The following is a 2,616-nucleotide window of genomic DNA, read 5'->3' on the forward strand; positions in this document are numbered from 1 at the left end:
ATTTAATATTACTTGCTCTTTGTATTTATCAGGAACATATTTAAAGCTTTCTAATAAAATATCTAATCCTTTATCAAAACGAGTACCACCTAAAGCCGATATAATAATTTTATCTTCCTGAAACCCCATTGATTTCTTTAAAGAATTAGCATCAGGTAAATTACTATAATCATAAAAACTTGGATAATGTATCACTTCAACATTATTAATATTATTTTCAACTAATCTTTTCTTAATATATTCAGAATGGACTACTATTGTATCTATTTTTTTTGCAAATATTTTAAATAATTTCATCTTTACTTTATTATGTGGATAGTGGTGTAATGTGCCTATTACTTTGAAATATTTATTTAAATTTGGCAAAAAAGGATTAGAATAGAGTTCATCTATATATAATAAGTGAACAATTTTTTTATCTATTTTATTTTGTTTACTATTAAGTGATAATAGTAGTTCACTAATAAATTTTTGCCTATCGATAAAGAATTTGAGAGTAGTTTTTCTTCTCTCGAAATCCATTTCAATTGTGCTATTTATTGTTTTATCTATGGTATTTAATGTATCTAAATATACCTTATGGTGACCCGTATATTTATTATCCACCAAAAAAACTTTACACATACTAGTCACAACCAATCCTATATATATCATTGTTTCATTAATTTCTTAAAAAGTATAAAAAAGGGTATAGAAGTATTATAAAAAGCAATCAAAGAAGGAAGGTTAAACATTTATCATTTAAGCACTGTCAAATATTCCTTATTGTTTTTTACAAAAAACTCCTAACCCCGAATCGATTTAAAGACACTCAATATAAAATAAGTTCATTTAATAATGTTATTTTTTTTCTTTATCTAGTTCCTAAATAAAGTTTATTAATCAAACATTCTTTTTACTCTATCTTCTTTTTCAACTTTTTTCATATCCCCACTAACCATAATACGAACTAATTCTTCAAAAGAAGTTCTTGTAGGGTTCCATCCCAATATAGATTTTGCCTTTGTAGGATCCCCCAACAGTTGATCAACTTCTGCAGGGCGGAAAAATTTAGGATCCACCTCTACAATTACATCTCCAGTTGCTTTATTAATACCTTTTTCTTCAACACCTTTTCCAGTCCATTCTATTTCAATTCCTGTATGTTTAAACGCAAGTTCAACAAACTCTCTTACTGTATGCATTTCTCCAGTTGCAATAACAAAATCCTCTGGTTTTTCATGTTGAAGAATTAACCACATGCACTCAACATAATCCTTTGCATATCCCCAATCGCGAAGCGAATCTAAGTTACCTAAGTATAATTTTTTTTGTTTACCTTGGGCAATTCTCGCTGCAGCAAGCGAGATTTTACGTGTTACAAATGTTTCTCCACGTCGTTCAGATTCGTGATTAAATAAAATACCATTTACTGCAAACATATTGTAAGATTCACGATAGTTCTTTGTAATCCAAAATCCATAAATTTTTGCAACACCATATGGAGAACGAGGATAAAAAGGTGTTGTTTCCTTTTGTGGGACTTCTTGAACCTTACCAAATAGTTCAGATGTTGAAGCCTGATAGACACGAGTTTTTTCGGTTAATCCCAAAATACGAACTGCTTCTAAAATATTTAACGTACCCTTTGCGTCTACATCTAGTGTATACCCAGGCATATCAAAAGAAACTCGTACATGTGACTGAGCTGCTAGATTATAAATTTCATCCGGTTGTACATCACCAATAATTTTGGTTATATTTAATGCGTCAGTTACATCACCATAATGTAGATGAAAGTCCCTATTATTCAATAATGCATTTGCTTCTTCATCAGTAAGGATATCCTCTAAACGCTCCTGATTATAAGAAGAGCTTCGACGGATAATCCCATGTACTTCATATCCTTTTTCCAATAAAAACTCAGCTAAGTAAGAACCATCTTGTCCGGTTACACCTGTAATCAATGCTTTTTTCATAATGTCCTCCGATATCTTGTTTATTTATTATTTTAATTAGTTAACTTTTGCTGTTATGTTATCAAGAAACCATTGATATGCTTTTTCTAACCCGTCCTCTAAATTTGTACTAGCTTTCCAACCTAAAGAATTCAACTTTGTAACATCAACTAGCTTACGTGGCGTTCCATCAGGTTTACTAGTATCAAATTGAATATCTCCTTCATAACCAACTACCGCTTTTACCTTCTGAGCCAATTCTTTTATTGAAATGTCTTCACCAACACCAATATTTACTATTTCATTACCAACATAATTATTCATTAAATAAACACAAGCATCAGCTAAATCGTCAGAATATAGAAATTCCCGTTTTGGTGAACCCGTACCCCAAACTTCAACATGCGGTACATTCATTTCTTTTGCTTCATGAAATTTACGAATAAGTGCTGGTAAAACATGTGACGTATGCAAATCAAAATTATCGTTAGGACCATATAAATTTGTCGGCATGACTGAAATATATTTTGTTCCGTATTGACGGTTATAAGACTGACACATTTTAATGCCAGCTATTTTTGCTATTGCATATGGTTCATTTGTTGGTTCTAACTCACCTGTTAATAAATAGTCTTCCTTTAATGGTTGAGGAGCTAGTTTTGGGTAAATACAGGTACTT

The 2,616-nt window shown here is 30.9% G+C and carries 2 protein-coding genes and 1 pseudogene; all 3 read right to left on the reverse strand.

Features of this window, described 5'->3' with window-relative positions; all coding sequences use genetic code 11:
• Positions 1-624, reverse strand: a pseudogene (locus HU235_RS19330) (hypothetical protein); the annotation flags it as partial.
• 254 nt (positions 625-878) lie between these two features.
• A complete protein-coding gene (gene gmd, locus HU235_RS19335) occupies positions 879-1,958 on the reverse strand; it encodes a GDP-mannose 4,6-dehydratase (RefSeq protein ID WP_174881268.1) in 1,080 nt (359 codons plus the stop codon).
• Positions 1,959-1,994: 36 nt separating this feature from the next.
• Positions 1,995-2,616 (reverse strand): GDP-L-fucose synthase family protein (locus HU235_RS19340; RefSeq protein ID WP_174881269.1); only part of this gene is annotated, 622 nt, incomplete at its 5' end.

It is taken from the genome of Metabacillus niabensis (genome assembly GCF_902829255.1).
Taxonomy (GTDB): domain Bacteria; phylum Bacillota; class Bacilli; order Bacillales; family Bacillaceae; genus Metabacillus; species Metabacillus niabensis.

What these genes read in the sequence shown, in the direction of transcription:
- gmd (WP_174881268.1), bottom strand. Translation starts at nt 1,958, where the DNA reads ATGAAAAAAGCATTGATTACAGGTGTAACCGGACAAGATGGTTCTTAC.